25 protein-coding genes are annotated in these 22,931 nt (G+C 48.8%); 17 read left to right on the top strand and 8 right to left on the bottom strand.

Features of this window, described 5'->3' with window-relative positions:
- On the bottom strand, positions 1-3,225 hold the full coding sequence (locus tag KNP83_RS09615) for an FtsX-like permease family protein (RefSeq protein WP_214762265.1): 3,225 nt from the start codon (positions 3,223-3,225) through the stop codon (positions 1-3).
- A complete protein-coding gene (locus tag KNP83_RS09610; RefSeq protein WP_214762264.1) occupies positions 3,218-3,910 on the bottom strand; it encodes an ABC transporter ATP-binding protein in 693 nt (230 codons plus the stop codon). The genes KNP83_RS09615 and KNP83_RS09610 overlap by 8 nt, the downstream gene beginning before the upstream one ends.
- Positions 3,911-4,118: 208 nt before the next feature.
- On the opposite strand from KNP83_RS09610, the gene KNP83_RS09605 reads away from it, so the two are divergent.
- From KNP83_RS09605 to KNP83_RS09565, 9 genes are all read left to right on the top strand, one after another.
- Positions 4,119-4,688 carry a class I SAM-dependent methyltransferase gene (locus tag KNP83_RS09605; RefSeq protein ID WP_214762263.1) on the top strand — a complete coding sequence of 190 codons (570 nt, stop codon included), beginning with the start codon at positions 4,119-4,121 and terminating at the stop codon, positions 4,686-4,688.
- Positions 4,689-4,750: 62 nt separating this feature from the next.
- Positions 4,751-4,957, top strand: a complete 207-nt coding sequence (locus KNP83_RS09600) for a hypothetical protein (protein ID WP_251139297.1) — start codon at positions 4,751-4,753, stop codon at positions 4,955-4,957.
- A gap of 121 nt (positions 4,958-5,078) precedes the next feature.
- On the top strand, positions 5,079-6,278 hold the full coding sequence (locus KNP83_RS09595; protein ID WP_214762262.1) for a hypothetical protein: 1,200 nt from the start codon (positions 5,079-5,081) through the stop codon (positions 6,276-6,278).
- Positions 6,244-7,368, top strand: coding sequence for a hypothetical protein (locus tag KNP83_RS09590; protein WP_214762261.1), 1,125 nt, complete (start codon positions 6,244-6,246; stop codon positions 7,366-7,368). Before KNP83_RS09595 ends, KNP83_RS09590 begins: the two co-directional genes overlap by 35 nt.
- 76 nt (positions 7,369-7,444) lie before the next feature.
- A complete protein-coding gene (locus tag KNP83_RS09585; protein WP_214762260.1) occupies positions 7,445-7,774 on the top strand; it encodes a nucleoside triphosphate pyrophosphohydrolase in 330 nt (109 codons plus the stop codon).
- Positions 7,767-10,124, top strand: coding sequence for a DEAD/DEAH box helicase family protein (locus KNP83_RS09580; protein WP_214762259.1), 2,358 nt, complete (start codon positions 7,767-7,769; stop codon positions 10,122-10,124). Before KNP83_RS09585 ends, KNP83_RS09580 begins: the two co-directional genes overlap by 8 nt.
- A 13-nt stretch (positions 10,125-10,137) precedes the next feature.
- Positions 10,138-10,581, top strand: coding sequence for a hypothetical protein (locus KNP83_RS09575; protein WP_214762258.1), 444 nt, complete (start codon positions 10,138-10,140; stop codon positions 10,579-10,581).
- A gap of 8 nt (positions 10,582-10,589) precedes the next feature.
- Positions 10,590-10,847: a hypothetical protein gene (locus tag KNP83_RS09570; protein WP_214762257.1), complete on the top strand. Its 258-nt coding sequence runs from the start codon at positions 10,590-10,592 to the stop codon at positions 10,845-10,847.
- A gap of 127 nt (positions 10,848-10,974) precedes the next feature.
- Positions 10,975-12,513 (top strand): hypothetical protein, encoded by a 1,539-nt coding sequence (locus KNP83_RS09565; RefSeq protein ID WP_214762256.1) that lies wholly within the window; start codon positions 10,975-10,977, stop codon positions 12,511-12,513.
- Positions 12,514-12,558: 45 nt separating this feature from the next.
- Here KNP83_RS09565 and KNP83_RS09560 read toward each other — a convergent pair whose 3' ends face one another.
- The 6 genes from KNP83_RS09560 to KNP83_RS09535 all read right to left on the bottom strand — a co-directional run bounded on the left by KNP83_RS09560 (position 12,559) and on the right by KNP83_RS09535 (position 15,529).
- A complete protein-coding gene (locus tag KNP83_RS09560) occupies positions 12,559-12,831 on the bottom strand; it encodes a CPCC family cysteine-rich protein (protein ID WP_214762255.1) in 273 nt (90 codons plus the stop codon).
- 77 nt (positions 12,832-12,908) lie between these two features.
- Positions 12,909-13,265 (bottom strand): DUF1304 domain-containing protein, encoded by a 357-nt coding sequence (locus tag KNP83_RS09555; protein WP_214762254.1) that lies wholly within the window; start codon positions 13,263-13,265, stop codon positions 12,909-12,911.
- Position 13,266: 1 nt separating this feature from the next.
- A complete protein-coding gene (locus KNP83_RS09550; RefSeq protein WP_214762253.1) occupies positions 13,267-13,560 on the bottom strand; it encodes a putative quinol monooxygenase in 294 nt (97 codons plus the stop codon).
- Between the two features lie 15 nt (positions 13,561-13,575).
- The gene (locus KNP83_RS09545; protein WP_214762252.1) at positions 13,576-14,214 is read right to left on the bottom strand and encodes a nitroreductase family protein; all 639 of its coding nucleotides are present in this window, start codon (positions 14,212-14,214) and stop codon (positions 13,576-13,578) included.
- Between the two features lie 23 nt (positions 14,215-14,237).
- Complete coding sequence (locus KNP83_RS09540; protein ID WP_214762251.1) at positions 14,238-14,648, bottom strand: MarR family winged helix-turn-helix transcriptional regulator; 411 nt, start codon at positions 14,646-14,648, stop codon at positions 14,238-14,240.
- Positions 14,649-14,776: 128 nt separating this feature from the next.
- Complete coding sequence (locus tag KNP83_RS09535) at positions 14,777-15,529, bottom strand: hypothetical protein (RefSeq protein ID WP_214762250.1); 753 nt, start codon at positions 15,527-15,529, stop codon at positions 14,777-14,779.
- 179 nt (positions 15,530-15,708) lie between these two features.
- Here KNP83_RS09535 and KNP83_RS09530 point away from each other — a divergent pair, with 179 nt between their 5' ends.
- The 8 genes from KNP83_RS09530 to KNP83_RS09495 all read left to right on the top strand — a co-directional run bounded on the left by KNP83_RS09530 (position 15,709) and on the right by KNP83_RS09495 (position 22,869).
- The gene (locus KNP83_RS09530; protein ID WP_214762249.1) at positions 15,709-16,110 is read left to right on the top strand and encodes a GntR family transcriptional regulator; all 402 of its coding nucleotides are present in this window, start codon (positions 15,709-15,711) and stop codon (positions 16,108-16,110) included.
- Positions 16,085-16,966 carry an ABC transporter ATP-binding protein gene (locus tag KNP83_RS09525; RefSeq protein ID WP_214762248.1) on the top strand — a complete coding sequence of 294 codons (882 nt, stop codon included), beginning with the start codon at positions 16,085-16,087 and terminating at the stop codon, positions 16,964-16,966. The genes KNP83_RS09530 and KNP83_RS09525 overlap by 26 nt, the downstream gene beginning before the upstream one ends.
- A complete protein-coding gene (locus tag KNP83_RS09520) occupies positions 16,956-18,086 on the top strand; it encodes an ABC transporter permease subunit (protein ID WP_214762247.1) in 1,131 nt (376 codons plus the stop codon). The genes KNP83_RS09525 and KNP83_RS09520 overlap by 11 nt, the downstream gene beginning before the upstream one ends.
- Positions 18,087-18,097: 11 nt before the next feature.
- Positions 18,098-18,565, top strand: a complete 468-nt coding sequence (locus KNP83_RS09515; protein WP_214762246.1) for a DUF4825 domain-containing protein — start codon at positions 18,098-18,100, stop codon at positions 18,563-18,565.
- Positions 18,566-18,702: 137 nt separating this feature from the next.
- The gene (locus KNP83_RS09510; protein ID WP_214762245.1) at positions 18,703-20,376 is read left to right on the top strand and encodes an AMP-binding protein; all 1,674 of its coding nucleotides are present in this window, start codon (positions 18,703-18,705) and stop codon (positions 20,374-20,376) included.
- A gap of 80 nt (positions 20,377-20,456) precedes the next feature.
- Positions 20,457-21,035, top strand: a complete 579-nt coding sequence (locus KNP83_RS09505; protein ID WP_214719966.1) for a fatty acid metabolism transcriptional regulator FadR — start codon at positions 20,457-20,459, stop codon at positions 21,033-21,035.
- 80 nt (positions 21,036-21,115) lie between these two features.
- A complete protein-coding gene (locus KNP83_RS09500) occupies positions 21,116-21,889 on the top strand; it encodes an electron transfer flavoprotein subunit beta/FixA family protein (protein ID WP_214762244.1) in 774 nt (257 codons plus the stop codon).
- A gap of 14 nt (positions 21,890-21,903) precedes the next feature.
- Positions 21,904-22,869, top strand: coding sequence for an electron transfer flavoprotein subunit alpha/FixB family protein (locus KNP83_RS09495; RefSeq protein ID WP_214762243.1), 966 nt, complete (start codon positions 21,904-21,906; stop codon positions 22,867-22,869).
- The last annotated feature ends 62 nt before the right edge of the window (positions 22,870-22,931 follow it).

Below are 22,931 nucleotides of genomic sequence, written 5' to 3'. Positions count from 1 at the left end.
TTAGGGCACATCAATTTTAACGGTATAGGTTTTCGGCATGGCACCGCTTGAAGCATACAAGACGAGCGTTTTCTCTTTCTCTGGAACGAGGAAGACTAAATCGATTTCGGACTTTTCGCCTGGTGTGTAAATGAATCCACCCCGAAATGCTTTCTTGTTGTGGTTGACCATGTCGACCGGACTGTACTCTGTGCCGTCTGGCGTGTACATGCGGAACCCGTTCGGTCGATAGTCCATAGTGCCACCATACCCATCATCCTCATTAAAGAGAGAGATGGGCAGGCTGACGAATCGTTTTCCGGCTTCCGGTTCGGTCCCATCCGGTGAGGCGTAGACCGGTTCACCGACTTGGAATTCACGTTTCTTCAGTTTCGGGTCACCGATATACGTTTGGAACGTACCGAGGTTCATGATTTTTTGAAGGTCATCTTCTTTTGGTGTGGTGGCTTTGGCTTCTTTCGGTTTATCAGCTTTTAAATCAGCCTGTTTCGCACCCGTCGTCTGCGCGGTCGGGGCAGGTGTCGACTTCGCTTCTTCCGTCACTGGTTTCACTTCTGGTGACGTGAAGACGAACAAGCTGATGATACTGACAACGAGAGCGGTCGCCGTCGTCCCGAGCACGACTCGGAACCGTTTCTCGACGTTCTTCTGGTTGATGACGTGCCCACCGATGGCCTCAGCCGGTGTGATGCGGACGGCCCGCTCCGCCGGGAGGAGCGCCCCGAGGACACCGGTCACGACCGGGATGAGGATGGTCGCGAGCAGGAACGGCAACTCGGACGTCGGGAACTTCTGATACATGATCGTGACGATGATGATGGTGACCGTCACGCCGAGCAGTCCGGCGAAGAACCCGGTCAGCGCGCCTTCTGTCAAGACGAGGCGACGGATGGACGAGTTCTGCCAGCCGAGCGCTTTCAAGACGGCGAGCTGCGGTTTACGTTCCGAGACGTTTTGCCACATGATCTCGGTCGTCGTCAGCATCGCGATGAGCAAGGCGACACCCATGGCGACGTAATGCATCGTCCCGACTTCAAGGGCGACGAACTCGCCGATCCATGTCGTATACAAGACGCCTTGGAGGCGGAAGGTGACGAATAGGAAGAAGCCGAACAGGCTCGTCGGTAAGGCGATGGCGAGAATCGACAACGTCGTCCGTGGCCAATACGTCACGAGCTGGTTCAAGCTCATGCCGACGCTCGAGCGGGAGCGGAGCAATCGACGTCCTTTCGACACCTCGCCTGACTGCATCGTCTCGTACGGTTTGATGCGCCGGACGAGTCGAATCGGGATGAGCGTCCCGAGCCAATAAATCAACAGACCGGCTAGTCCGATCAACAGGATGCGCGTGATCGACGTCGAGCCGGCTGCCGTCCACAGGAATGTCCCTAGAATCATCCACGAGATGAGCGCGACCATCGAACCGAGAATCGTCGCTTCGAGGAACAACAGCTTCGACAGCTGGCTCGGGCGCCATCCGAGCGACAGCAGAATGGCGAACTCTTTTTTCCGGGCGTACAGCATGATGATGTTCGAGCTGAACACGTACAGCATCGCGACGAGGATGACGCTCGCGACAACACCGGAGAAGCCGAGTTTCGCTTCTTGGAAGATGGTGATTGACGAACCGAGCTTGATCCACGGCTGTTGAATCCAGCCGAGGGCGCTCTCGCCTTTGAGTCCTGGTAAATACGTGACGGCATACTGTGGCGACGAGCCGAGCGTCACGTCGGTGATGAGACCGGTCTTGTCTTCGATCTCTTTGGCCACGGCTTGCAGTTTTGCCTCACTCGCTTCGTTCAACACGTCGACGCCTTTGACGTTGACGCGAATCGCTGAGATGGCTTTGTCGCCGGCGATGGCGAACGCGGCATCGAGCGTCGTCAACATCGACGGTGGCTTCGTGAGGAAGCTATACGGGTTGTTCGTCGGCTTCACCGTCGTCGGTGGGTTGACCGGTTCGTCCTTCGAGTTCATGACCCATTCGGCACTGGCCGGGAAATACGTCTCCATCGGCAGTTCCGTCAGTGGGTCTTTTGACAGATTCAGTTTCGATGGGTCGAACAAGCCGATGTAGTTATATCTCACTTTCGGCGCATCGTTGATGTCTTCCGCGTATTTATTTGACTTGCGATACATACTTTCTTGGCCATAAGCTACGCGACCCTCGGCGAGAAACGGCTTGATTTGATACGAGTATGGCCAACGTTTCGGGAACGGGCTCGTCACGCCCTCGTAGACGAGGGGTGACGCCTTTTCGGCAAGCCAAGTATAGTCAACCGTGACACGAGGGTCTTGCGGTTGAGGTTTCCCTTCTAAAATGTGTTTTGTGATATTGTCGTGCATTTGTTGCGCTGTAAAGTCGTATGAGGCGACTTTCGTCCCTTTCAAGCTATCGAGGTATTCATCTTTCCCTTTCTCGAGATACGTTTTAATGAACGCCTCTTGATCGCTCGTATCGACATCCACTTCTTCAATCGTGTAGTTGATCGAAGCATCGACGTAGTCTTTTGAACTCATCAAAATAGGAATCGTCGTGATGTCCTGATCGTAGGGCTCTGGGACATCTTCTTCATTGAAATAACGACTGAACTCTGTCGCTTGGACGGCATCGTCTAAGCCGACGAGCTTCGCTTCGGCGACCGGGTCCACCCCGGCGAGCATGACATCGCTCCCGTAAGAGAGGGGAAACTCTTCATACAGGGCGGTCGGGCCGATTCCGATATGGGTCGAATCGCCGTTCGGCATCCAGCCGACCCAAAAATAAGCTTTCAAATCTTGGAAGTCGTTGATTTTTTCGATGCCCGTATCGATGAGCGTATTCATCTTGAGTCGATAAAGACCCACTTTATCAAACGTATGCGTTTGGGTGAACGAATTTGAATAGGTCGACCCAATCATGGCAATCGGTGCGGCGACATCGATGTCGGCAATCTGTTGAATCGTCTCGTATTGCTCGCGCGTGATTCCGCCCTCGAGCCCGCTCATATAGTTCGGCTCGAGTAGGTTCAAGTCTTCGGTCACACTGCGGCTACCTTCCGGACGGACGACGATATGGTACGAGGAGTCCCAACGCTTTTGTAGCTCGTTGACGACTGTGCCGTTGTTCGCCTGGGTCACCCCGAGCAAATAGCTGAGCCCGGTACTGACGATGAGCATCCCGACCATGAGCAGGATGAAGCGTTCCTTATTCCGCCACCATGAGTTCCAAATGAACTTAAGCATGATGGACGTCGCTCATGGCGACGACCTGCCCGTCGCGCATCTCGATTTTTCGGTTCGCCCGGTCGGCGAGCTCCGGGTCATGCGTGACGAACAAGACGCCGCAACCGTTGTCCCGATTCAGACGCGTCAACAGGTCGAAGATGATATCACCCGTATGCGTGTCGAGGTTCCCGGTCGGCTCATCTGCGAGCAGCCACTTCGGACGGTGGATGAGGGCACGGGCGACGGCGACGCGCTGTTGCTGACCTCCGGACAGTTGCGACGGCAGTGAGTTCGCCTTGTCGCTCAGACCGACTTCTTTTAACAGTTCGAGGGCCCGTTCTTCCCCGTCATAATCGACTTTGCGTCCGAACAGCGGTGCCATGACGTTCTCGAGCGCGGTCAACGTCGGGATCAAGTGGAACTGTTGGAAGATGAAACCGATGTTGTCGAAGCGGAAGTCGGCAAGCTGTTTTGCGGACAAGATCGAGATTGGTTCGCCGTTAAACAAGAGCGTGCCGTCGGTCGGACGGTCGAGCGTGCCGATCAAGCTGAGTAGCGTCGACTTGCCCGAACCGGATGGACCGATAATCGAGATGAAGTCGCCGTGGGCGAAGTGGAGGTTCACATCGTCGAGAGCGAGCGTTGCGATGTCGCCGTTATCAAAGCGTTTCGTCACGTGTTTGCATTCAAAGTCATAGGCCATAGGAATGCTCCTCTCTAAGTTGAACTACGATAGTCATATTAAATATGTAAGAACACGTAATTTTCTGACTATTTATCATAGTGTATAGGAAAAACTTTCCTGTTGATAGCCGAGAAAATTTTCATCTTGGTTTCGAGAGGAGTATGGGACGGAATGGGGAAAAGAGTGTAAGAGGGATTGCTGAATCGAGTGAAAGGGGATGTGACAATTGAATGAAACGGAGAAGGACATCAAGCTGGTGATTGGTGCCGGGGAATACAACAACAATCCAGGCTGGATTCATACACAGGAAGAAGAATTAAATATATTGGACATACATACGTGGCAACATCGATTCGAACCGAATTCAATCACGGCGATTCTAGCCGAACACGTATGGGAACATTTGACGTATGAGGAAGGGGTGGCGGCAGCGGAAATCTGTTTCACTTATCTAAAGCCCTCAGGCTACGTTCGCTGTGCAGTACCGGATGGATATTTTCCGGATGAATCGTATCAAAATATTGTTCAAGTCGGTGGACCCGGTCCGAAAGACCACCCGGCAGCGAGTCATAAAATTGTTCATACGTATCAAACGATCATCGATTTGTTTGAAAGTGCGGGCTTTGAGGTTGAACTGCTTGAATACTGCGATGAGGACGGGACGTTTCATCAACAGGATTGGGATGGGGCCGAGGGGGTCATCTTTCGGTCCAAGAAGTACAATCCTCGAAACCAAGGGGATCAGCTTGCGTTTCCTTCACTAATCATCGATGCGAGGAAGCCAGAGCGTGGTTAAAAGGACGTCTCAAGTTGGGAAAAGAGATAATAGGACATGAAATGGATTGAAAGGGAGTGGACATGATGAAACAGTTCGAGATTGAGTTCCATATGATCAATGATGAAGTGTTGACGCAAGTGGTGGAGACGGAGAGTCGTTATGCGGCACTCGAATCGATTTATCAGTCGTTCCGTCATGCGACGGACGGGTTCGTCCAGTTCGAGGACGAGTGGATTATTTTCCTCGACCATGTCGTATATGTGAAAGCGTTTGAGATTGTGGAGTAAGATATTCATCAGAAAAAAACTAAACCAAAATTTTATTAGAATGTAATTTAAGCTCGAAATATTAATTTTGTATTTTATAAATAAGTTATACTAGAAATAAAAAATGTTAAGGAGAGATTTTATGGAGATTAAATCTAGAATTACTGATACAAGAATTAATGCTGAAAATATTTTTATTGAATTATCATACAAGGAGTACATTGAAATTGCGCGACTGATTACACTCAATAATCCTTTACAAAGAAAGAGAGTAAAATCTTCTAATACGGTATACTCTTTGTTAAGAAATGACTTGAAGAAAGGTTGTTTAGTGCCTCCTATTGTATTAGCTTTGTCAAATGACAATCATCAAGAACTTTCAGAAATCTCAGATGAAGAAATTCTTAACTATTTGAGTGAGCATAAAGAAAACTTAATTATTTTGGATGGTTTGCAAAGAACATACACTTTTTTAGATGTTGAACTCGAATTGATGAATTCAAAAGATGAAGAACAACTTCAAAAATTTTATAATCATAAACTAAGAATGGAGTTATACTTGGGGATAAACAAATTTGGAATACTCTACAGAATGTTAACTTTAAATACAGGTCAAACCCCTATGTCTATTCGACATCAATTAGAAATTTTGTATAAAGACTATCTAGATCAAAATATAAATGGAATAAATTTGGTTTCAGAAGTTGATAATGACAGTATCAATGAAATTAGAATGTACAAATTTAATGATATTATCGATGGATTTAATTCCTATTTGGAAAGAAATGAGTTACCAATTGATCGGTTTGAATTATTAAATAACATCAAAGGTCTTGAAAAACTATCAGTAGAAAATCATAAGAAAGATTTATTTAAAGACTTCTTGATTGCTTATGATACATTCATAATTAAAGTACAAGAATTATCTGATGGGTGGGAATTCAATCAAAGTAGTCAAGAAGAATTGGAAGTAAGTTCGCGAAAGTTGGATGGACAGCCGTTTGGTAGAGTAGTATTTAAAATATTTAATAAATCTCAACCTATAACTGGATTTGGAGCTGCACTAGGGAAATTAAAAGATTTTAATAAGATTAATGATTTTGAAGAATGGGAATCAAAAATTCAAAACATTACTTTTAATGGAGAATTCGAAGATTGGATTCTAGATTTAATTTGGCATTTGGACAAAATCAAAGTTAATTCAAAAAAAATCGGAAATTCGCAAAGGCTCTATTTTTATTGGTTCTTTAGAGAACTATTTAATGAAGACAGTGATTCATATTTGAATTTAAGTGAAGCAGTGACTAATGGCTATCAAAGATACAGAAGTCAAATGGAATAAAAAAATGAATTTAAAATTAAAGGTAAGTGATGAAAATATCGTTAATTTAGGTGAAGGTGCATTTTTTCAAGAAGACTCCAGTATTGTATTTAAAGAAATGAACCCTATAGAATATACTTACAAAATTAAACATCTGTTAAATGTGGATAAAATTCATAATGAGAATGATTATATGGTATTTACATTTTATAATAATTCTTTTGCAGAGAATGATATATACCAAGTTTATGATCACGCGAGTAGTACCCGGATAGGTTGGACTTTTCCGCTACAATCACTATTATCAAATAATCATGATTATGCACATAATGAACATTTTTTACCTTATGCTTTAGTGGCTTTTAAAAAACTTATTATTGAAGAGTTTCCTAATTCTTTAATTCCTGAAGTTACTTTAGATGGGGAGTATAATTTGGGTGATTTTTATAATGCTGATGAGACGATAATTATGGTATTGAATAAAAATCAGACACGAGACATTGAGAATTTCAGTATTATTAATTATCTTCCATTTCTATATGGCAAGGGATATTATGCTGATAATTATAATTATAAATCCCCTATAAGTTGTAATGGAAAAAGGTTAAATTTAAAAGTTACATCAGAAGAAATTAGAAATGACGAATTTATAATTCAGTTATTTCAAAAACTCCTACTACAAGATAATCATCATTTAGTAAGATTTTATTTACTTTATCAAGTAATCGAATTATTAATTGAAAAAGTCTTCAAGAAAGAATTTAGTGAAATGTTAGATAGTTTAGGCACAGACGAAAAAACACTATTTCAAATCAAAGAGGACCTTGGAAATATAGCGAAAGAAAAAAAACGCATTAACAAGCTTTTTACTGTTTATACTCGAAAGCAAGACATTAAAATTCGATTAATGGAATCATGTAATGAGATTTTAAGGTCAATTGGTAGGAAACAGTTTACCGATCCATCAGAAGCTCTCTACAATGTTAGAAACTTATTTGTTCATGAATATAGAAGTATTCCAATGGAAAATCATTATATGATCGAGAGTATTAATGATTTGTTTGAAGAACTAGTAATTGAAATGACCAACGATTTAAGAAATTTAAAATAAATCAATAAAGTAAGTAAATAAGAGTTTGACTTGTTACTCAAGAGTCTTTCAATTTAATTCAGAAAGTGGCGATTAAATGACTAAGTATAGTAAGTTAATCCGCGACCGTATTCCTGAAATCATCCATGAAGCAGGTCAAATTCCTGTCGTCAAACACCTTAATCAAGCCGAACATTTCGAACAGGCTCGCTTGAAACTCTATGAAGAAATCAAAGAGTATGAGGAGACGAACATCGATGAAGAATCGCTCGAAGAACTTGCTGACATTTTGGAACTCGTCTATACGTTAGGGAAGATGCATGGTGCGAGTTTTGAAGAATTGAATCGTATTCGTGAGGAGAAACGTGAGAAGCGGGGCGGGTTTGAAAAAGGTCTCTTCTTAGAAGAGGTTCTTGATCATGAGTGAGTTACGCTTGCATACGAGTCATTTACGAATTCCATTACAACACCAAATCGACGCGGCGACTGAAATTTATATGGTCGTCGCGTTTGCGCAAGTATCAGGTGTTCAGGAAATCGCTGAGGCACTAAAGAACGCAGTAGAACGAGGGGCACAAGTTCGGATTTTAATCGGGGATTATCTCTATTTGACGAATCCGGATGCGCTCGAGATGCTCATGAAGATTGATGGCGTTGAACTGCGACTGTATCGTTCGAAGGGACAGTCTTTCCATCCAAAAGCCTATTTGTTCCGTACCAAAGATGGGGGGACGTTCTTTGTGGGTTCGTCCAATCTGTCGCATAGTGCCTTGAATCGAGGTGTCGAGTGGAACGTCGAGATTCCGGCAAGCATCTCGGAGGATGTGTTCGAACAGTCCGTCGACGCGTTTCATGACCTGTTTTATAGTGATTATGCTCAAATCATGAACCCAATCTCGTTACAGCCTTATCGCGAAGAATACGATGCGAAGCAACAGCGGATGAAGGAAGCGGAGCTGATTGCAGAACCACCACCTGTTTATATCGAGGACGATACAATCACGCCGAACACTGTGCAAGACGCCGCCTTGAAGGCGTTACGGGAAACGATAGACGAAGGAAGACGTAAAGCGATGCTCGTGCTCGCTACTGGACTAGGGAAGACGTATTTGAGCGCTTTCTTCGCTCGTCAGTTCAAGCGGGTGCTCTTTATCGCGCATCAGAAAGAAATCTTGCTCCAAGCGGAAGCTTCATACAAAAGAGTGTCGAGTGACTGGAAGACAGGTCTATTACTGGGTGGTGACTCGAGAGATGAGCAGTCAGCCGACGTACTCTTCGCTTCGATTCAAACATTGGCATCCAAACATCGGATGCAACAGCTTGCCCCAGATCAGTTCGATTTAATTGTCGTCGACGAATTCCACCATTCGGCTGCGCCATCCTACCGGCGTGTCCTTGATTACTTCGAGCCGAAATTCTTGCTCGGATTGACGGCAACGCCGGACAGGTTGGATGGGGGAGACGTCTACGCATTGTGCGATGACAATGTCGCGTATCAAATGCACTTCACTGAAGCGATTGAAGAGTCGTATTTGACACCGTTCCATTATGTCGGTGTTTATGATGAAATTGACTATTCCCAGATTCGATTGATCAATGGCCGTCGCTATGATCAGGACGAACTGTTGGCGGAACAGTTGAAGGAAAGTATTGCTCAAAAAATCTTTGAGGCATGGCAGATGCATCATCAAACGCGAGCGCTCGGATTCTGCTCGTCGGTCACTCAGGCTGAATATTTGGCCGACTATTTCCGCCTGCAAGGTGTTCAAGCCGTCGCGTTACATAGCCAGACCGAATATGACCGCGCCGATGTGATGAGTCAATTGAAACAAGGACATCTCGATATTATCTTTGCGGTCAACTTATTCAATGAAGGTGTCGATATCCCGGAGATTGATACGTTATTGTTCTGTCGCCCGACTGAATCGTTGACGGTCTTTACGCAACAGATCGGCCGTGGATTACGTCTATTGAGTGGGAAGACGCATTGCACCATCATCGACTTGATTGGGAACTATAAGAACATCGATAAGAAGTTGGCGCTGTTGACAACGAAGCGGCAACCGCTCGTCAAATCGCTTCCGGCAGGAGCTGATTTACCAAAAGGATGTACGATTGAATTCGATTTACACGCCATCGATTTGTTGAAGCGGATGGTGACCCGTTCTTCGACGCGCCGACAACAGCTGGAGCGGAACTACTTCATGGTGAAGGAGGAACTCGGGAGACGACCGAGTTATCTAGAGTTGATTCAACGAGGGGAATACTCAATGGACGCCTATCGGTCTGAATGGAAGAAAGACGGTGGTTTTTACGGATTCCTCAAACGGATAGGAGAACTGAATGACGAGGAGAACCATCTGTTTGAAGAGTCGAAGTCGTTGTTGCTCGAAGTGGAATACACTGACATGACGAAGAGCTATAAGATGATTGTGTTATCAATCATGTTGAGCCGTGGGAAAGACGGATGGCTTCAGCCACTCTCGGCGAGCGAAGCGGCTCTTCCATTTTATGAGTTCATCAATGCGATCCCATATCGACAACAGATTGATGGGCAAACGAAAGACTTCCAATCGCCGTTCCGACAACAACGAATCGAAAAGTTACTCTTACGGATGCCGTTTGATAAAATAGCTAAGGGACCGTTCTTCGTGTCAGGGGAGTCGTTACATATTGAGCATAATGAAGCGTTTGCTCATCCTTTGGTTTACGAATGGGTTAATCAAATCGTTGAAGTGCGACTGCATCACTACTTCAGTCGAAAAGCTTCAGAATGAAGGTGACGTAATTGTGGAAAATCGACTTAAACGATTGATTCAGTATATTGATGAGTTCGATAGACAAGGACCTTATAAAATGAACGTACTGAAAATAATGTTGGAGCGAGGTGCTCAAGATTGGTCTGCGCCGATTTCGATAACTGAACTCGCAAAACCTTATTATGATTTGGTTAACGAACAACTCTGTACTTATAACCTTAAGAATATAAGTGCAGATTTTACAACGAACTTTTCACAGTCGAAAATAGAACGCCACTTAAGATCACTGCCATTAAAGTATTTATCTACTACTTCAACCAGATTTAGCAACATTTCTCCACCTTTTGAATTAACTGATGATATGTTTTATGTGAGGGAAGAGTACCGTATTGAAGGTGAAGCGGCTCATGATAGAATTATTAAAGCAGTGGAACAAAAGTTTGAAGAGTACTTAGAAGTATTTAGTGAAAGGTGAGGGATAACTTGAAACGCGCACTACTTCGCAAAATCCAATTCGCCATTCAGCATCATGGCGGGACGGCGTCATTGAAAGAAATCAACGAATATATCGAGCGATCGTACTATCAACTCGAGCTCGATCGCTATAAAGATTGGAAGGCTCACGTCAATAAACAGATTCGGGCTCATTCGAGCGATTCGGCCAGCTTCAATGGCAAAGACGACTTGTTTTATTCCACGGGAAATAAAGGCATATGGGGCCTTCGCCAACCGAATAAGTAACCGAAAGCGGAACCATTTCAGTTGGTTCCGCTTTCATTGTTTACAATCCGTCACACCCCCTTGTCACAGAATGTTCAATCCTGTAAACTTCGAAACAGTGTGAAAAAAATGTATAAGGGGTTTATCCATGGAAATCGTTCAGCAGTTATCACAAGTACAATTACTCAACCAATTCTGGTTGCTCATGGCCTTCGTTATCCCGATGGTCATTTTATCACGGATGGTCGTAGCCGGTTCACGGTTCTCACCAATCCTCGTCATCGTCATCTTCGGTCTCGGACTTGGCTTCGCCATGGTCGAGATGGGCATCGCGACACCGGGCCTCCCTGAGTTCCCGCTCGTCGACTTCATGTCACGCACGACAATTATCGCACTCGTTGTCTCATTCTTCGTCGGTGGCCAAGAGCTCCGCAAGATTTTGAGCAAACAAGAGCTCGACATGAAAGACATCGTCGTGCCATCTACAGAAGAGATGTTCCTCGGGACAGGACGGACACAGTTCATCTTCATCCTCCGTTCATTCTTCTTGCTCGTCGGTCTCGAAGGGTTCTTCCGCATGATGATTCAACCGGGCGCGGCAGAGGGCATCATGCTCTACTATCCGATCCTCGCTTTGATCGGTCTCGCGGCATCGTTCCTCTTGATCGACCACAAGGCGCAAATCGACGACAAGAAAGTATACATGCGCAAAGGTGTCATCGAGACGGTATTGATGCTCGTCATCTTGTTCGTGTCGTACGGCATCGCTGTGGCGGTACAGCCGATCATCGCGCTCCCGCAAATCTTCTTCGCCATGTTGATCTCGTCAGCACTCGGTGCCATCTTCCACAACTGGACGTATGGACCGACCGTCCGTGCGCTTCTGTTCGCCGGGATCCCGGTCGTCTTGGCCGCTAACTTCATGGTCGGTGGTTCACGGATTGGTGATGCGTTTGCCATCGAAGGCATGAACTCGATTCTCGTGTACGGTTTCTTCGGTCAATTGTTCTGGATGTTCGGTGGGATTGCGCTCCTTATGTGGTTCGCCCGCACAGGACATATCCGCAACCTCGCACCAGGTATGGCCGGTTCGCTCTCGCACAGTGGTCTCACAGGCGCTTGTACGGCCGGTGACTTCGGTCAAGTAGCAGCCAAACGTGCTCCAATCATGATCAACATCCCGTTCTTCGGTCACATCTTCGTGTTCTCGATTTTGGCGGTCAGTGCCGACAACGGGGCGCTCTGGATTTGGCCGACAGCAATCATCGTCTTGGTCGGTCTCACGTTAACGGCACTCTCGCTCAAAAACTTGCGCGGTGCCGACGGAGAAGACTTCAAAGAAGTAAAGGCACTTATGCAGTTCTCGTTCGGTTGGCAGATGATGGCGGTCTTCGGTGGACTCGTCATCCTCAGCTTCAGCACAATCGCGTTCGACTACACGACGATGGCTCAATCGTCAGCCATCTCGCACTTCGGTCTCTTCGCAGCCGTCCAAGGTGGGATGTTCGGGACGGGAGCGTCGCTTCTTATCCCGCTCATCTTCTCGATGCCGTTCCTCGTCCACCCGCTCGTGTTCTATATGTTCGGGAAGGCGCTCGATAACAACGGTGAAATGCCGCGCGTACCAGTTTACGCGATGGCGCTCATCGGAGTCGTCGGAGTGTCGTTCGCAGTTCTCGGCGTATAATCAAACAGCCGCTTCTACTCATTTGTAGAAGCGGTTTTTGTATGCTCATTTTTTTGCTAACGGTCGCCATTTCGGGTCTTTGATGTCGTGATCAGTTGGTTTACGGACAGAATCGCTAAAAAGCAGCTCGCTTACTCCGAAGCGGATGTAATTCTGTTGTGCTTGTCGGAGCGACACCGTATTGGCGCCACCTTCATAGTCCGGGTCGTTGAACTGGACGCCATCGTCTTCCCAGAAACAGATGCCGCAAATGTCATACGTTCCGGGTGGTTCGTCGTTAAGTGTTTGATAACCGCAACAAGGGCAAGCATATTTCATCGAACATCACCTCACTTTTCAGTATACCGCACGCCGCATACAAAAAAACGGCCGACACGAAGCCGACCGCTTTCAGCTCACCACAACATGGATAACAGCGTCAAAATCGCCAATCCACCTTGTGTGAGGATGATCTTTTTATTGCTCGTCATACTGCCGTACAACGCGACGAGCACGATGTAAATGAGGATCATCGTGACGATCTCGGTCGATTGGCTAACGAACAGTCCGTACAGCAAGCCGACGCCAATCAATCCGTTATAGACGCCTTGGTTCTTGAACAGCACCGACACGGAGTCACGCGCGAGCTCTTGTTCCGTCATGTTGAAGACACGGGCCGTCGTGTTCGAACGAGTGGCGAACGTCTCCAAATACATGATGTAGAAGAACTCGATGGCGACGAGCGTCCCGAGGACGAGGGTGAGTCCAGACATGTTAGTTGGCCGTCGCGACTTCCGTCACATGGAGCACCGGCTTCGCCGACACGTAGTTGCCGACGTTTTGGGCGAATGCGATGAGGTCCGGGTTTTGGTTGTGTTGCTCGACGGCCGCTTGGTCGGCCCAGTTCTCGATCATGACGAAACGGTTCTCTGATGTCGTCGATTGGAACAACTCATAGCCCAAGCAGCCTTCTTCTTGTTTCGACGAGTCGATGAGCTTGTTGATGTCTGCCAAGAAGTTGTCAAACTCTGTTTCTTTTACGTCGAAAATGGCGTTGATTAAGATCATGTAGAATTCCTCCGATTATTTAAATGATGTGATTGTTTCAGCGTCGAGGCGGATCGATTGGTAGCCTTCTTCTGCTGCTTTACCGACCGAGAGAATCATGACCGGCACGTAGCGGTCTTGGTCTAAGCCGAACGCTTCCGCGAGTTGGTCTTTTTCGAAACCGCCGATTGGGTTCGTGTCATAACCATGAGCACGGGCGACGAGCATAAATTGCATCGCAGCGAGACTCGAGTCGATTTTGACGATGTCGTTCATCTCTTGTTTCGACAAGTTTTTGTAGTACGGGAGGATGGCAGCGAGCTGTTGGTCGCGCACTTCTTGTGGCATCTTGCCTTCTGCGACAGCTTGATCGTAAATCTCTTCACCGAGCTCGTAGCACTCCATGTCACCGAAGATGAGGACCATCGCAGCCGACGTGTCGTTTTGACGGACGTTGAAGCGGATGAGCGGCTTGAGCGTCTCTTTCGCCTCAGGGCTCTCGACGACGACGAAGCGCCACGGTTGCATGTTGACTGAAGACGGTGCCGTTGTCGCTTCCTCAATCATTTGAAGCATTTCAAGTTGTGAGATTTTAACGTTCTCGTCGTAGACACGGATCGATTTACGACCGAGCATCACGTCAGTGAATGTGTTGTTTTCGAATGTAGTTGCCATGGGGATTACCTCTTTCTCTTTTGTTATAGTTGGTTAAGCTTTTGGAGCAGACTTGATAGCTGGTTGATTTCGGACTCGGACAGCACTTTCGTGATCAAATGTTTGCCGCGGTCGTGATCCCGCTCGCAACTGTTCAAGTCGTGTTTGGCTTCGTCGGTCAAATGGACGAACACTTCGCGATGGTTCGCGGTGTTCCGTTCCCTTCGGACGTAACCTTTTTCTTCAAGGATCTTCAAATGGCGGGTGATGGCCGCATTGTCGATTTTCATCGCCTGCTGAATCTCGCTTTGCGAACAGACGCCCTTGTCATGCACGATCATGAGCATCTCGTAGCGGGTCAGGCTGAAGCCCGTCTCTTTCTCGAACGAGGTTGCGACACGCTGGTCCGCCAGTTTGATTTGGTACAGCAGTCGGCTGATGTCTCGTAACTCCATCTGTGGTATCTCACCCCTCTCATTTGATAAGTCAATTGTTGACTCGTCAAATGTAAAACATTCACGACGTGCTGTAAAGGAGAATGCTCACAAAAAAACCATCCGCTCGTGCGAATGGCGAATGGTGATCACTCCTCATATTTGGTGCCGTCGAAATGGTAATCATGAATGAACGTCGTCTCGTCGAAGCCGTACAGTCGGTCGTGACGATTCAAGTCGTCAATCGACTCAATCTCGTGCATCGCCGGTTCACCTGGGAGGGAATCGCGAGCGACGTTTAAGTAACGCTCCGTAAAGTCGTCATCCTCATACGGTGTCCCGTCGAACGAGAAGTGGATCGAGTAGACGTCATCTTCCAAAGCGCGAATCACGCCGAGCATCCGTTCTTTCTGCGCATCGGTATTGGCCCAGTCTTCGTGGAACATGACCGACACGTCCAAGAACTCTTTCGACTCGACATCGAAGACGGACGTCGGGGTAGGGCGTACGGTCGTCTCACTCTCTTCATCGACACCTATCGGGACACTGGCGCGTACCGTCTCCGCCTCGGTCAACAAATCGAGCTGCTCGAGCCGCTGCTTGATCGTGTCCTCGGCCTCCTGTTGCCAGACGTGTTCGAGCACGTTGTCATGAATCGTCTGATCGCTCCGATACGTCTCGGCCCAATAGTCGCCTTCGAGTTGCGGATCGGTCAGGGTGAACTCGGCCATATAGCCGCCCATCTTCCAGTCGCGCTTCAGCGTGACCTCGACGTCCTCTCCATATGTATCTTCAATATAGGATGCGTAACGTTCTGCCTCATCTTGTTTTGCATACGTCGACCATGTCGTGCCAATTGCTGTCACGGCGACAGCGGTCACGACTAACCATCGTTTTCTCATTTTTGATTCACCTCTCTACCAATGTACCTGAAATGGAAGTGTACTACCTCGGTCCAAAGTCGTATTCAATTTATTACCAAATGCCTGTAAACTGAGAGTGCCCTTGAAGAACTAATATCTTTACGTGTACTAATACATATAATACACTTAAGTTACGTACACAAGAAAGGGTGTGACCCATGTTATATAAAATTGATATGAAGAGCGCGGAACCGTTGTATGAACAAATCGTCAACCAGACGAAGGCGCTCGTCATCCGTGGCATCTTACGTCCAGGGGATAAAGTCATGTCGGTGCGTGAACTCGCGACCGACCTCGTCATCAATCCAAACACGGTCAGCAAGGCGTATCAGGAACTCGAACGGCTCGGCTTGCTCGAGATGCATCGCGGACGCGGGACGTTCGTGTCCGAGGACTGGATTGACCAAGACTCGCCGCGCGCGCCGATCCTTGAATCGATCAAGAAACTCGCCATCGATTGCCATTATGCCAACATTGAGCTCACCGAAGCGCTGACGCTATTTGAGACAGAGTATAAGAAAGTAGGGGAGAACCATGCTGACAGTACAGCAACTGAGTAAGACGATCGATCGCCAGCAAGTGTTAGAAGATATCGACTTTACGGTCAATTCCGGGGAAATCATCGCGCTCGTCGGCCGGAACGGGGCCGGCAAGACGACGCTCCTGCGCACGATGGTCGGCATCATCCGGCCGGACAAAGGGGATGTCCGCTACGGACCGTCAAGCATCTTTGAGAAAGCCGAGTTGAAGCGCGACGTCATCTTCGTCCCGGATTCAGCCGACGCCCTCAAACATTATACGATTAACGAAGCGGCAGCGCTCTACGAATCGATTTATCCGTCGTTCAACCGATCGATTTTCAGAGAGACGCTCACCCGCTATAACATCGACAACAAGAAGATTCGCCAGCTCTCGAAAGGGCAGAAGGCGATGGTGACGCTCTCGCTCGCGTTCGCCGTCCAAGCGAAATATTATCTGCTCGATGAACCGACAGACGGACTCGACGTCGTCGCCAAGTCGGACGTTTTGAAGCTGATGATCGCCCAAGTCGAGGCACGTAACTGTTCCATCATCGTCTCGAGTCACCAGTTACATGAGCTCGAACGAATCGCCGACCGCATCATCATGATCGAGAAGGGACGCGTCAAAGCCATCATGTCGCTCGAAGAGGCGCGTGAGACAAGTGTCAAACTGCAAGTCGTCTTCAACGACCAAGTACCGGTCGAACTACTCGAACGAAAAGATATTGAAATCATTAACGTGACAGGGCGTGTCGCTTTGTTCATGGCGAAAGAAAGGACGAAAGAACTCGATACGTTCGTCGATGCGCACGACCCGATGCTTGTCGAAGAAATCCCGATGTCGCTCGAAGACATCTTCCGGGTCCAATTAGGAGGTGAGGCAAGTGTCTTTTAAAGTACTATTAAAGAAAGATTGGAAACAAGTGTCGATTTTATGGATGTTGCTCGTCGTATTGAGCGTCATCGTGTTCACCGTACCGACGTGGACGCAGCTGGATGATTTCAATCGAGAGATTGAGAACATTCGGGCCAACCCTTCGTCTTTCGAGGGGGTTCCATTGGATGCCTCGAACCTGCCAAACAGATGGTTCTTTGAATCAGGCGATAGCATTGGGATGCTATACAATGGTCTGATGTCACTCATTCCTTTTGGGATGGCCATCTTCCTTTACGTTGTCTTCGGACTGCTCATGGCCTCGGTACTGATCGGTGGGGAACGGAACAGCCAAATGTCTGATTTCGCGATGTCGCTACCGTTCACACGGACCCAATTGTACATATCAAAATGGCTGATTGGGGTCAGTGGATTCATCGTCGCAACACTGCTCGGTGGCCCGCTCATGATGGCAATCATTCACTTGTCAGACTTTAGCTTTTTGATTGAGCCAAAAGATTTAGAGGTGTCCATCATGGTTCTATTTATGATGTTGATCGGCATCTCGGTCTTCTCGATCTCGCTTTGGATGGGTTCATTCGGAGGTGAAGCGATTTCTCAGGCACTTTGGTCATTCGTCGCACTTTTATTCCCGATTGGCATCGTCACGTTGATTGAAGGATCGTTGTACACGTTCGAGCGTTTTATTGACGTGTCGTACAGTTTGACGCAAATGTGGATGGAAAGTATCCCTTTGCGCGTCATCTCACCGCTGGCGAATGTTTTCAACATCGACACGTATGACATCTTCAGGTCGAACGGGTTATGGGAAGACTTTGTCACGGTGGCACCGCTCAGTGCGCTCGCTTCAATCGTCATCTCGTTCGGTCTCGGCTTATGGGCTTTCAACCGAGCCCCGCAAGAGAACAACGGCCGCTTCTTCATGTTCTCAAACTGGCTCTGGCTCGTCCATCTTGTCATGGTGCTTACTTTCGGTATGCTCGGCGGTATCCTGCTGTCAGCCATCACGTTCGCACCAAATATCATCTTATACATCATCGGTTTCGTGCTCGGCGGCTTCATTGCCCACTTGCTCGCGAAACGCTTGCTCTACCGCTTCAACTTGAAACTTAAATCGTAAGGAGGATTCTCATGAAACGGCTCAGTCTGCTCGTCGTCTTGCTCGTCATGCTCGCAGGGTGCGGAACCACCCATCCACCGAACGCATTCGAATATAAAGGTTCTTACGTCGGCGACAACAGTGCCGTCATCAACATCGCCCAGACGTTACCGATGCATGACTGTTACAAGTCGATTGAGCTGCAGACTTCGAAACGTCCTTACGGGCTGACGGTACGCTACAGCGACCCGGAAATCGAGCGCATCGAGCAAGAACGGTTGGCCATCCGCAACGCTGCGACGTATTTTACGCTCGTCCATAACGCGGAAATCGTTCGCTTCGCCTTCCCGAACCGGACGTATGCGTTCTCGCGTCCGGAGATGGAGGCGTGGCTCGACATCAACTTCTCGACCATCAAGTGGGAGAAGGAATTGAAGGACCGCTTGGACGAGAAAATCAGCAACGAAGAACAGACGGAAGCCTATTTCAAGAGAATCTGAACGTGTGCGGAAACTTTCATCCGCACACGTTTTTTCGATATTTTCTGAAAATTATCGGGTAAAGGGTAGATGAAAGCGTTTTCTTGGCATTATAATAGAGTTGACTGAATGAATATTCATTCCAAGGAGGAAAAGCGATGAACAAACCGTGGTTACAAGATTATCCAGCTGACATGCCAGAAACGATTGACTATGAGGTGAAGCCGCTCTATGAGGCGCTATCCCGGGCCGCGACCGATTACCCGAACAAGACCGCCATCTCCTTCATCGGCAAAGAGTTGACGTTCGCCGAAGTCGACGATGCGGCAAAACGGCTCGCGACGATGCTTCAATCGAATGGGCTCCAAAAAGGGGACCGCGTCAGTCTGATGCTCCCGAACTGTCCACAATTCGTCATTTCGTTCTATGCGGTGCTCTACGCCGGTGGCACGGTCGTCCAGACGAACCCGCTCTATACGGAGCATGAGCTCGAGAACTTGATCACGGACTCCGGTGCGAGCATCATCGTCACGCTCGACCTCCTGTATCCAAAGTCGTTGCGCGTCAAACAGAAGACGGACGTCAAGACGATTATCACGACAAGCATCGCCGACTATCTGCCGTTCCCGAAGAACAAGCTGTATCCGATCAAAGTGAAGCGCGAGAACAATATCGTCATCGACACGACAGGTTCGGTCGCGTTCAAGGACTATAAAGACTTCGGCCCGATCACGCCGGTCGCGGTCGACCCGAAAGAAGACGTCGCCGTGCTCCAGTATACGGGCGGGACGACGGGGATGCCGAAAGGCGTCATGCTGACCCACTTCAACTTGACGGCGAACGTCGACCAGATTTCGAACTTCTTCTATAAATATAACCGAGGCGACGAGAAACGCGTCTTATGCGTCGTACCGTTCTTCCACATTTACGGCATGTCGTGTTGCCTGAACTTCGGGATGGCGAACGGGTATGAGCTCGTCCTCGTGCCGCGTTTCGACGTCACCGATGTGTTGAAGACGATCAACAAGAAGAAACCACACTTCTTCCCGGGCGCCCCGACGATGTATGTCGGCATCTTGAACGACCCGAAACTGAAGAAATACGACCTATCGTCAATCGAGGCGTGTATCTCGGGCTCGGCCCCGCTGCCAATCGAGGTGCAAGAGCAGTTTGAGAAAGTGACGGGCGGACGCATCGTCGAAGGTTACGGCCTGTCGGAGACGTCACCGGTCACGCATGCGAACTTCTTATGGGATAAACGAATCGTCGGCTCGATCGGGGTGCCGTTGTCGGATACTTCTGCTAAGATTGTAAAGGCAGACGGAGAGACACTGGCCGAGATCGGTGAAATCGGGGAAATCATGCTGCACGGCCCGCAAGTGATGAAAGGGTATTGGCAGAAGCCGGAAGAGACGGCGGCCGTCTTGAAGGACGGATGGCTCGCGACCGGTGACCTCGGCTATATGGGCGAGGACGGATTCTTCTATATCGTCGACCGGAAGAAAGACATGATTATCGCCGGAGGCTTCAACGTCTATCCGCGTGAAATCGAAGAAGTGCTATACGAACATCCGGCCGTCAAGGAAGCGGTCTGTATCGGCGTACCGGACCCGTATCGCGGCGAGACGGTCAAGGCGTTCATCGTGACGCGTGACGGTGCCAGCGTGACGGAAGAAGAGCTCGACAAGCACTGCCGCGAGAAGCTCGCAGCGTACAAGGCGCCGAAGTTGTATGAGTTCCGGGAAGAGTTGCCGAAGACGTTCGTCGGTAAGATTTTACGCCGCGTCCTCGTCGACGAAGAGAAGGCGAAACAAGTGAAACAAAGCAGTTGACACAACGGTGTCACATGATAGAATAATAAATGAATGAACCATCATTCATTTCTATGCAGCGGTAAGGAGCTTGGGTGTTTATGACAAAGAATGGATCAAAAAGTGACCGCATTATCGATGCGGCAGTGAAAGTGATTGCGGATCATGGCTATCACGGTGCAAAGGTGACGGCCATCGCCAAAGAGGCGGGCGTCGCCGACGGAACGATTTATCTGTACTTCAAAAACAAGGAACATCTGTTGATTGAATTGTTCCAGACGAAGATGGGCCTGTTCATCGACTACTCGAAACAACAGATTGAGCGGGAGACGACGGCCGGCGACAAATTGTATCAGTTGATTGAGTCGCATTTGAAGCAATTGTCGGCCGATTACGACCTCGCTGTCGTGACGCAAATCGAGCTCCGGCAGTCGAACTTGGCGCTCCGTCAAAAGATTAGCGAAGTGCTCAAACCGTACTTGAACTTAATCGATGCGGTCGTACAACACGGAATCGACACCGGCGAATTCGATCGCGAGCTCGACTATCGCCTGGCGCGCCAGATGATTTTCGGCACGATTGATGAAGTGGTCACGAGTTGGATGGCGAGCGGCTTCAAGTATGACTTGATGTCGACGCTACCGAAAGTACACCATATGTTAAAAAAAGGGCTTGCTTAACCGTAAGCCCTCTCGCTAGCTCAAAAAATGAACGCTGATTCATGAATGATGGTGCGAACAACTTATAAGGGGGAACTACGATGAATATTTTTGTATTACTGAAGCGTACGTTCGATACAGAGGAAGCGATTCAGCTCGAGAATGGGGAAATTCAAGAAGACGGCGCTGAGTTCATCATCAACCCGTATGACGAATATGCGGTCGAGGAAGCCATCCGTAAGCGTGACGATCTCGGGGGAGAAGTCACGGTCGTGACGGTCGGACCGGACGACGCGGACAAAGAGCTGCGGACGGCGCTCGCGATGGGAGCGGACAAAGCGGTCCGCATCTCAATCGAGGATGACGTCGAGGACGCCGACCACGTGACGATCTCGAAAGTGCTCGCCACATACTTGAAAGAGCAGGCGCCAGACCTCATCTTCGCGGGGAACGTCGCCATCGACGGCGGGAGCGGTCAAGTCGCGCCACGTGTCGCCGAACTGTTAGACATGAACTACGTGACGACAATCACGAAGCTCGACATCGACGGCACGACGGCGACGGTCACACGCGACGTCGAAGGGGACACGGAAGTGATTGAAGTCGCGCTCCCGCTCCTCGTGACAGCACAGCAAGGGTTGAACGAACCACGTTATCCAAGCCTTCCAGGCATCATGAAAGCGAAGAAGAAGCCTCTCGAAGAGCTCGACCTGTCGGACATCGACCTCGATGAAGACGAGATCGAAGCGAAAATCGAGACAATCGAACGTTTCTTGCCGGAAGAGAAGAAAGCCGGACGCATCCTTGAAGGGGATACGTCGTCACAAGTGAGCGAGCTCGTTCAATTACTTCGCACGGAAGCCAAAGTCATTTAAGGGGGACAACATAGATGAAAGCTTTAGTACTCGCAGAAGCGCGTGAAGGCGCGTTACGGAACGTATCATTTGAAGCGATCGCAGCAGCGAAGCAACTGACGGACGACGTGACGGCGGTCGTCATCGGAGATGACGTCAAATCACTCGCGACGGAACTAGGGGAGTACGGCGCGGGCCGCGTCCTCGTTATCGAAGACGAGCGTCTCAAACACTACACGCCGGACGGTTACGGACAAGTGCTCCGCCAAGTCATCGACCAAGAGTCACCGGACATGATCGTGCTCGGTCATACGGCACTCGGGAAAGATATCGCTCCGAAACTCGCGGCGCGTCTTGACGCCGGTCTCATCAGTGACGTCGTCTCAATCGAAGGGTCAGGCAAAGACGCCGAGTTCGTCCGTCCAATCTATTCAGGGAAGGCGTTCGAGAAAGTGAAGTTCAAAGATTCGGTCATGTTCTTTACGATCCGTCCGAACAACATCGACGCACTCCCACGCACGGCCGGGGCGAGCGTGTCAGTCGAGACACCGAGCGTGGAACTGAAAGACCTCGCCATGATCGTCAAAGAAGTCGTCCGCAAGGCGACGGGGAAAGTCGATTTGACGGAAGCGAAAGTCATCGTCGCCGGTGGCCGCGGCGTCAAGAGCGAAGACGGCTTCAAGCCGCTCGAAGAGCTCGCTGAACTGCTCGGCGGGGCCGTCGGTGCTTCACGTGGAGCATGTGACGCCGACTACTGCGACTATGCGCTTCAAATCGGTCAGACCGGCAAAGTCGTCACGCCGGACCTGTATATCGCCTGCGGTATCTCGGGCGCGATTCAACACTTGGCCGGCATGAGCAACGCCAAAGTCATCGTCGCCATCAACAAGGACCCGGAAGCGAACATCTTCAGCGTGGCCGATTACGGTATCGTCGGCGACTTGTTCGACGTCGTCCCACTCTTGACGGAAGAGTTCCGTAAACACCTCGTCAATAGCTGATATGCAGAACGTTTGGGGAAACGTACCCTCCGTGGTATACTCTGAACATGAAATGCATGAGA

The organism is Exiguobacterium sp. s146 (assembly GCF_018618415.1).
Lineage (GTDB): Bacteria > Bacillota > Bacilli > Exiguobacteriales > Exiguobacteriaceae > Exiguobacterium.
Note: the sequence above shows the minus strand (reverse complement) of the source record. Positions and strands in the feature narration are given on the sequence as shown.

Bases quoted from the DNA above. Each gene is read 5' to 3' on its own strand.
- KNP83_RS09550 (WP_214762253.1), bottom strand. From the start codon at position 13,560: ATGATCTTAATCAACGCCATTTTCGACGTAAAAGAAACAGAGTTTGAC.
- KNP83_RS09500 (WP_214762244.1), top strand. From the start codon at position 21,116: ATGAATATTTTTGTATTACTGAAGCGTACGTTCGATACAGAGGAAGCG.
- KNP83_RS09540 (WP_214762251.1), bottom strand. From the start codon at position 14,648: ATGGAGTTACGAGACATCAGCCGACTGCTGTACCAAATCAAACTGGCG.
- KNP83_RS09580 (WP_214762259.1), top strand. From the start codon at position 7,767: ATGAGTGAGTTACGCTTGCATACGAGTCATTTACGAATTCCATTACAA.
- KNP83_RS09565 (WP_214762256.1), top strand. From the start codon at position 10,975: ATGGAAATCGTTCAGCAGTTATCACAAGTACAATTACTCAACCAATTC.
- KNP83_RS09555 (WP_214762254.1), bottom strand. From the start codon at position 13,265: ATGTCTGGACTCACCCTCGTCCTCGGGACGCTCGTCGCCATCGAGTTC.
- KNP83_RS09515 (WP_214762246.1), top strand. From the start codon at position 18,098: ATGAAACGGCTCAGTCTGCTCGTCGTCTTGCTCGTCATGCTCGCAGGG.
- KNP83_RS09595 (WP_214762262.1), top strand. From the start codon at position 5,079: ATGGAGATTAAATCTAGAATTACTGATACAAGAATTAATGCTGAAAAT.
- KNP83_RS09560 (WP_214762255.1), bottom strand. From the start codon at position 12,831: ATGAAATATGCTTGCCCTTGTTGCGGTTATCAAACACTTAACGACGAA.
- KNP83_RS09505 (WP_214719966.1), top strand. From the start codon at position 20,457: ATGACAAAGAATGGATCAAAAAGTGACCGCATTATCGATGCGGCAGTG.
- KNP83_RS09585 (WP_214762260.1), top strand. From the start codon at position 7,445: ATGACTAAGTATAGTAAGTTAATCCGCGACCGTATTCCTGAAATCATC.
- KNP83_RS09545 (WP_214762252.1), bottom strand. From the start codon at position 14,214: ATGGCAACTACATTCGAAAACAACACATTCACTGACGTGATGCTCGGT.
- KNP83_RS09535 (WP_214762250.1), bottom strand. From the start codon at position 15,529: ATGAGAAAACGATGGTTAGTCGTGACCGCTGTCGCCGTGACAGCAATT.
- KNP83_RS09495 (WP_214762243.1), top strand. From the start codon at position 21,904: ATGAAAGCTTTAGTACTCGCAGAAGCGCGTGAAGGCGCGTTACGGAAC.
- KNP83_RS09600 (WP_251139297.1), top strand. From the start codon at position 4,751: ATGATGAAACAGTTCGAGATTGAGTTCCATATGATCAATGATGAAGTG.
- KNP83_RS09510 (WP_214762245.1), top strand. From the start codon at position 18,703: ATGAACAAACCGTGGTTACAAGATTATCCAGCTGACATGCCAGAAACG.
- KNP83_RS09615 (WP_214762265.1), bottom strand. From the start codon at position 3,225: ATGCTTAAGTTCATTTGGAACTCATGGTGGCGGAATAAGGAACGCTTC.
- KNP83_RS09525 (WP_214762248.1), top strand. From the start codon at position 16,085: ATGCTGACAGTACAGCAACTGAGTAAGACGATCGATCGCCAGCAAGTG.
- KNP83_RS09530 (WP_214762249.1), top strand. From the start codon at position 15,709: ATGTTATATAAAATTGATATGAAGAGCGCGGAACCGTTGTATGAACAA.
- KNP83_RS09610 (WP_214762264.1), bottom strand. From the start codon at position 3,910: ATGGCCTATGACTTTGAATGCAAACACGTGACGAAACGCTTTGATAAC.
- KNP83_RS09590 (WP_214762261.1), top strand. From the start codon at position 6,244: ATGGCTATCAAAGATACAGAAGTCAAATGGAATAAAAAAATGAATTTA.